Raw genomic sequence first — 4,250 nt, 5'->3', positions numbered from 1 at the left:
TTGTCCACCTCGTCCCGGGTCATCGCGATGACCTCCTGGTGGTGGAAGTGCATGAGCTCGAGGAAGCGGGTGCGCAGCTCCTCCCCCTCGAGCCGTGCGTAGGACTCGTAGACGCCGGGGCTGACCATGCCGTTGGCGATGTGCTGCGAGTGCAGCTCCATGTCCGCGTCGATCCCCCACTCGGCGGCCCAGGCGTTCATCTGGTCGTTCTCCCGCTGCTGGCCGTCGCGGATGCGTTGCGCCAGGTCGCGCAGGGCGGGGTCAGCGACATCGGAGGCCAGCAGGACGTCGGACATGTCGATGGCCTGCTGGTGGTGCGGGACCATCATCCCGAGGAAGTGGACGTCCGTGTCGTTGGCCTCCGCCGGCATGACGTCGGTGCGCTCGGACAGCATCGTCTCTGTCGAGGTGCAGCCCGCCAGGATCAGGGTGGCGTCGAAAAGAGGCGGGGTGCGCATGGTCGGAGACCTTAGCGACACCCCGCCCCGGGAAGGAGGATTTTATGCGCGACCGGCGAGGTAGCGCTGGATCTCCTTGAGGTCCTTGCTGCGCTTGCGGCTGCGCAGCACGGAGATGACCACCAGGCCGACGACGGCGGCGCCGACACCGGCGAGAATCTTCTGGATCTGCGGGTCCTGCAGCTTCGCCTGGGCCTCGCGCTGCGCGTCGGCGGCGAGGTTCTGCGGCTTGGTGCGGGTGGCCAGCTCATCGAGGGTGCTGGCCAGCTGGCGACGGGTGCGCTCGATGTCTCGCTGGATATCGTTGATGTCTCGTGCCACGTGGATCTCCCGGGGTCATAAAAGTAAGGACGACTGTCGTACTCAGAGTAGTGTAACGCGATCCGTGGGGGTGGAGCGGTATGGTGTAGGACATGACTGTTTCCTCACGTCTTGCCGAAGGCGACACCGCACCCGACTTCACCCTGCCCGACGACCGTGGCAACGAGGTCTCGCTGAAGGATTTCGCCGGCGAGCGCGTGCTCGTCTACTTCTACCCACGCGCCAACACCCCGGGCTGCACGACGCAGGCCTGTGACTTCCGCGACGCCATCGAGGAGCTCAACGACCTCGACGTGAAGGTCGTCGGCATCTCCCCGGACAAGCCGGAGAAGCTCGCCGAGTTCCGTGCTGATCACGGGCTGAATTTCACGTTGCTCTCGGACGTCGATAAGCAGGTCATGACCGAGTGGGGCGCGTTCGGCGAGAAGAAGAACTACGGGAAGATCGTCCAGGGCGTCATCCGTTCGACGCTGCTGGTCGAGCCGGACGGCACCATCGGCCTCGCCCGCTACAACGTGCGCGCCTCCGGCCACGTCGCCCGCATCCTGCGAGAGGTCGCCGCCGCCTGATGAGCGACGTGGAAGCAGAGCCGGACGACGGCCTCCTCGTCCCCCGTCGTCGTCCCGCGCAGGCCCGCAGCCGCGAGCGCTTCAACCGTATCCTCGCGGCCGCGCGGAGCGTGCTTGTCGACGTCGGTTTCGAGTCCTTCACCTTCGACGAGGTGGCGCGTCGGGCGGAGGTGCCCATCGGCACTCTGTACCAGTTCTTCGCGAACAAGTACGTGCTGATCTGCGAGCTGGACCGCGTCGATACGGCGGAGAACGTCTCGGAGCTGCAGAAGTTCTCCGGCCGGGTGCCCGCCCCGCAGTGGCCGGACATCCTCGACGAGTTCATCGACCACCTGGCACGTCTGTGGCGGGAGGATCCTTCCCGACGCGCCGTGTGGCACGCCGTCCAGTCGACCCCGGCGACGCGTGCCACGGCGGCGGCGACGGAGAAGCAGATGCTCGACATCATCTCCGATGTCGTGGCCCCGCTGTCCCCCGATGCGACGCACGCGGAGCGTTACCGTCTGGCGGCGCTGCTGGTGCATACGGTGTCGTCGCTGCTGAACTTCGCGATCCGTGACGCGGAGCATGAGGATCACTTCGAGACGATCGTCAACGAGATCAAGCGGATGCTGGTCGCCTACCTCTTCGCGGTCGCCACGGCATGACATTGAAGAAAGTACTTTCCAAAGTGGAAAGTTGCCGCCAGACTCAAGGGCACCAACCCCCAGGAGTCACCATGAACCTCTCCGCAGACCGCGCCCGACAGCTCCTCGACAGGGCCTAGACCACCAACCGCCGCGCAGCGGGCTTCGCCCCGCCTGGCTCGGCTTCATCGCCATGTGCGCCGGTGGCGCCACCACCGCCGTGGGACTGACCTACGCCAACGTCACCGGCAGCCCCGCCGTCCACGCCTGGATCGCCGGTTCACTGTGGGTCTTCGTCGGTGTCATCTTCATCGCCGCCACTCCCGCCTTCTCCCCGCCGGCCCGCCGCGGATTCAACTCCCGGTGGACGGGCGCCATCGTCGCGTGGGTGATCCTGTGGTCGGTCAACGCCTTCCTCAACACCCACTTCACCCTCGGGACGGGCATCGCGATGTCGGCCGCGTTCATGGTGCTCGCCCTCGGCGGCTCCCTGTGGGAGCTCATGGCCCTGAGTAAGGCCGCGCAGTAGCCGTGACCACCCACCCCCGCCTGCAGCTCAACCCTGCCTTCCACAACCCGTTGCGGTTCTCCCTCATGGCCACGCTCGCCGGTGTCTCGGACATCACCTTCCGGCAGGCCCGGGAGTACCTGCAGACGACCGACTCGACCCTGTCCAAGCACGCCTCGGCCCTGGAGGAGCTGGGACTGGTCCAGGTGAAGAAGTGCTTCGTGGGCAAACGCCCGCAGACCCGCCTGGCGCTGACGAAGGACGGGACGGAGTCCTGGCGGGAGCACCTGGCCGCCCTGCGGGCCATCGCCGAGGGACCGGGCGAGCTTCCCCCGGATCAGTGACGCAGGACACATGGGCGCGTAGAATCGGGGCATGACGAACAACGACCCCCGCAACCAGACCGAACCGACCCCCATCTCCGACCCGGACGCCCCGAAGCAGCACCCCCACGACGACCACAAGGTCGCCGAGAATCCACCCGCCGACGAGCGCGATGACCCGCGGTATCAGTCCGAGGAGTCCGGCGAGTAGACCAGGCACGTGGCCACGGCGGTGTCCCCGTCGTGGCTGATGGACAGGCTCGTCGTCACCGGCCCCAGGCTGGCGGCGACGGCCTTCTCCACTTCTCCCCTGGTCACCACGGCCACCCTCCCCCACCGGTCGGGCTGCACCTCGATCTCCCGGAAGTCCACCAGATCCGGCGACAGCACCGGCGGGCGCCCGTAGATGGCCTGCGACCAGGCCTTGATGAACGCCTCCTTCGCCGCCCACCGGCCCGCCAGGTGCAGCGCGCGGTCGGGTTTCTGCGCCGCGACGCGCAGTTCGAGGACGGTGAACACCTCCTCGAAACGTGAGCCCGGGCGCTCGAGCTGCTCCCGGAAGTCGGGCACGTGGACAAGGTCGACGCCGATGTGGTGCATGTCCGCCATTGTGCCTGACGGCGTCGGGAAGCACGAAGGCCCGCACTCCGGGGAGTGCGGGCCTTCAGTCTCGCAGGCTAGGCGAGCTCGGCGCCGGTGCGCAGGACACCGTCGACGAGGCGGGCGTCGTCATCCAGGAGGATGGCGGCCTCACGCTTCTTCACGGCGTCGCCGGTGCCGCCGAGGTTACGGTCGGTCGGGCGCTCGTAGAGAGCGGCACCGCCGTACATGGCCTCGGTGATGCGGCGCAGGCCGGCCTCCTCGCGGGCGCCGGACACGCGGGCCCACTCGGCGGCGGCGTCCTGGCCACGCTCCTGGCGGAGGGCCTCCAGGAAGGCACCCGGGTGGACGATCGCGACCAGGGCGGACACGTGGCCGAAACCGAGGGAGGTCACCAGACCTGCCTTCGGGGCACGCTCCGCCAGGTTGAGCGGCTTGCGCAGCCACACCAGGTGCTGGTGCTGGGCCAGGACCGGGTCCACGGAGTCGAGCGACATGTTGGCCGGGATGATGCCGGAACGCAGGACCTGCGTCAGGCCGATCATCTGGAAGGCCGCGGCACCACCCTTGGCGTGACCGGTGAGGGTCTTCTGGGAGATGACGTACAGCGGGTTGCCGTCCGCACGACCCACGGAGGCGGCGATGCGCTCGTGCAGGTCCGACTCGTTCGGGTCGTTGGCGTTGGTGGAGGTGTCGTGCTTGGAGATGATGGCCACCTCGTCAGCGGACACGCCCACGGCAGCCAGCTGCTGCGCCAGGCGGGAGTCGGCGCCACCACGGGCCGCACCCAGGGCACCCAGGCCCGGGGCCGGGATGGAGGTGTGCGCACCGTCGGCGAAGGACTC

At 68.1% G+C, this 4,250-nt stretch carries 9 protein-coding genes; 5 read left to right on the top strand and 4 right to left on the bottom strand.

The features are described from left to right. Together GXZ33_RS08175 and GXZ33_RS08170 are read right to left on the bottom strand one after the other, a co-directional pair. Nucleotides 1-458, bottom strand: a 458-nt coding sequence (locus GXZ33_RS08175) for a DUF305 domain-containing protein (protein WP_291340347.1), incomplete at its 3' end; no start/stop codon positions are given. A gap of 42 nt (nucleotides 459-500) precedes the next feature. Then, a complete protein-coding gene (locus tag GXZ33_RS08170; RefSeq protein WP_291340346.1) occupies nucleotides 501-779 on the bottom strand; it encodes a DUF3618 domain-containing protein in 279 nt (92 codons plus the stop codon). Between the two features lie 92 nt (nucleotides 780-871). Here GXZ33_RS08170 and bcp point away from each other — a divergent pair, with 92 nt between their 5' ends. The 5 genes from bcp (at nucleotide 872) to GXZ33_RS08145 (ending at nucleotide 3,016) form a co-directional block, all read left to right on the top strand. Next, nucleotides 872-1,348, top strand: a complete 477-nt coding sequence (bcp, locus tag GXZ33_RS08165) for a thioredoxin-dependent thiol peroxidase (RefSeq protein WP_291340345.1) — start codon at nucleotides 872-874, stop codon at nucleotides 1,346-1,348. After that, the gene (locus GXZ33_RS08160; protein ID WP_291340344.1) at nucleotides 1,348-1,995 is read left to right on the top strand and encodes a TetR/AcrR family transcriptional regulator; all 648 of its coding nucleotides are present in this window, start codon (nucleotides 1,348-1,350) and stop codon (nucleotides 1,993-1,995) included. Before bcp ends, GXZ33_RS08160 begins: the two co-directional genes overlap by 1 nt. Before the next feature lie 172 nt (nucleotides 1,996-2,167). Beyond that, nucleotides 2,168-2,503 carry a hypothetical protein gene (locus GXZ33_RS08155; RefSeq protein WP_291340343.1) on the top strand — a complete coding sequence of 112 codons (336 nt, stop codon included), beginning with the start codon at nucleotides 2,168-2,170 and terminating at the stop codon, nucleotides 2,501-2,503. A 2-nt stretch (nucleotides 2,504-2,505) separates the two neighbouring features. Continuing rightward, nucleotides 2,506-2,826 carry a transcriptional regulator gene (locus GXZ33_RS08150; RefSeq protein WP_291340342.1) on the top strand — a complete coding sequence of 107 codons (321 nt, stop codon included), beginning with the start codon at nucleotides 2,506-2,508 and terminating at the stop codon, nucleotides 2,824-2,826. A 31-nt stretch (nucleotides 2,827-2,857) separates the two neighbouring features. Further along, complete coding sequence (locus tag GXZ33_RS08145; RefSeq protein ID WP_291340341.1) at nucleotides 2,858-3,016, top strand: hypothetical protein; 159 nt, start codon at nucleotides 2,858-2,860, stop codon at nucleotides 3,014-3,016. On the opposite strand, the gene GXZ33_RS08140 is transcribed toward GXZ33_RS08145, so the two are convergent. Beyond that, a complete protein-coding gene (locus tag GXZ33_RS08140; protein WP_291340340.1) occupies nucleotides 2,992-3,414 on the bottom strand; it encodes a holo-ACP synthase in 423 nt (140 codons plus the stop codon). The two genes, GXZ33_RS08145 and GXZ33_RS08140, sit on opposite strands and share 25 nt — an antisense overlap. A gap of 68 nt (nucleotides 3,415-3,482) precedes the next feature. Further along, nucleotides 3,483-4,250, bottom strand: a 768-nt coding sequence (locus tag GXZ33_RS08135) for a hypothetical protein (RefSeq protein WP_291340339.1), incomplete at its 5' end; no start/stop codon positions are given.

The organism is Corynebacterium sp., from assembly GCF_012838985.1.
GTDB lineage: Bacteria > Actinomycetota > Actinomycetes > Mycobacteriales > Mycobacteriaceae > Corynebacterium.
The sequence above is the reverse complement of the archived record's forward strand: the minus strand, read 5'-3'. Positions and strand labels throughout refer to the sequence as shown.

Coding starts and splice junctions, on each gene's coding strand:
- GXZ33_RS08140 (WP_291340340.1), bottom strand. CDS start 3,414: ATGGCGGACATGCACCACATCGGCGTCGACCTTGTCCACGTGCCCGAC.
- GXZ33_RS08160 (WP_291340344.1), top strand. CDS start 1,348: ATGAGCGACGTGGAAGCAGAGCCGGACGACGGCCTCCTCGTCCCCCGT.
- bcp (WP_291340345.1), top strand. CDS start 872: ATGACTGTTTCCTCACGTCTTGCCGAAGGCGACACCGCACCCGACTTC.
- GXZ33_RS08145 (WP_291340341.1), top strand. CDS start 2,858: ATGACGAACAACGACCCCCGCAACCAGACCGAACCGACCCCCATCTCC.
- GXZ33_RS08155 (WP_291340343.1), top strand. CDS start 2,168: ATGTGCGCCGGTGGCGCCACCACCGCCGTGGGACTGACCTACGCCAAC.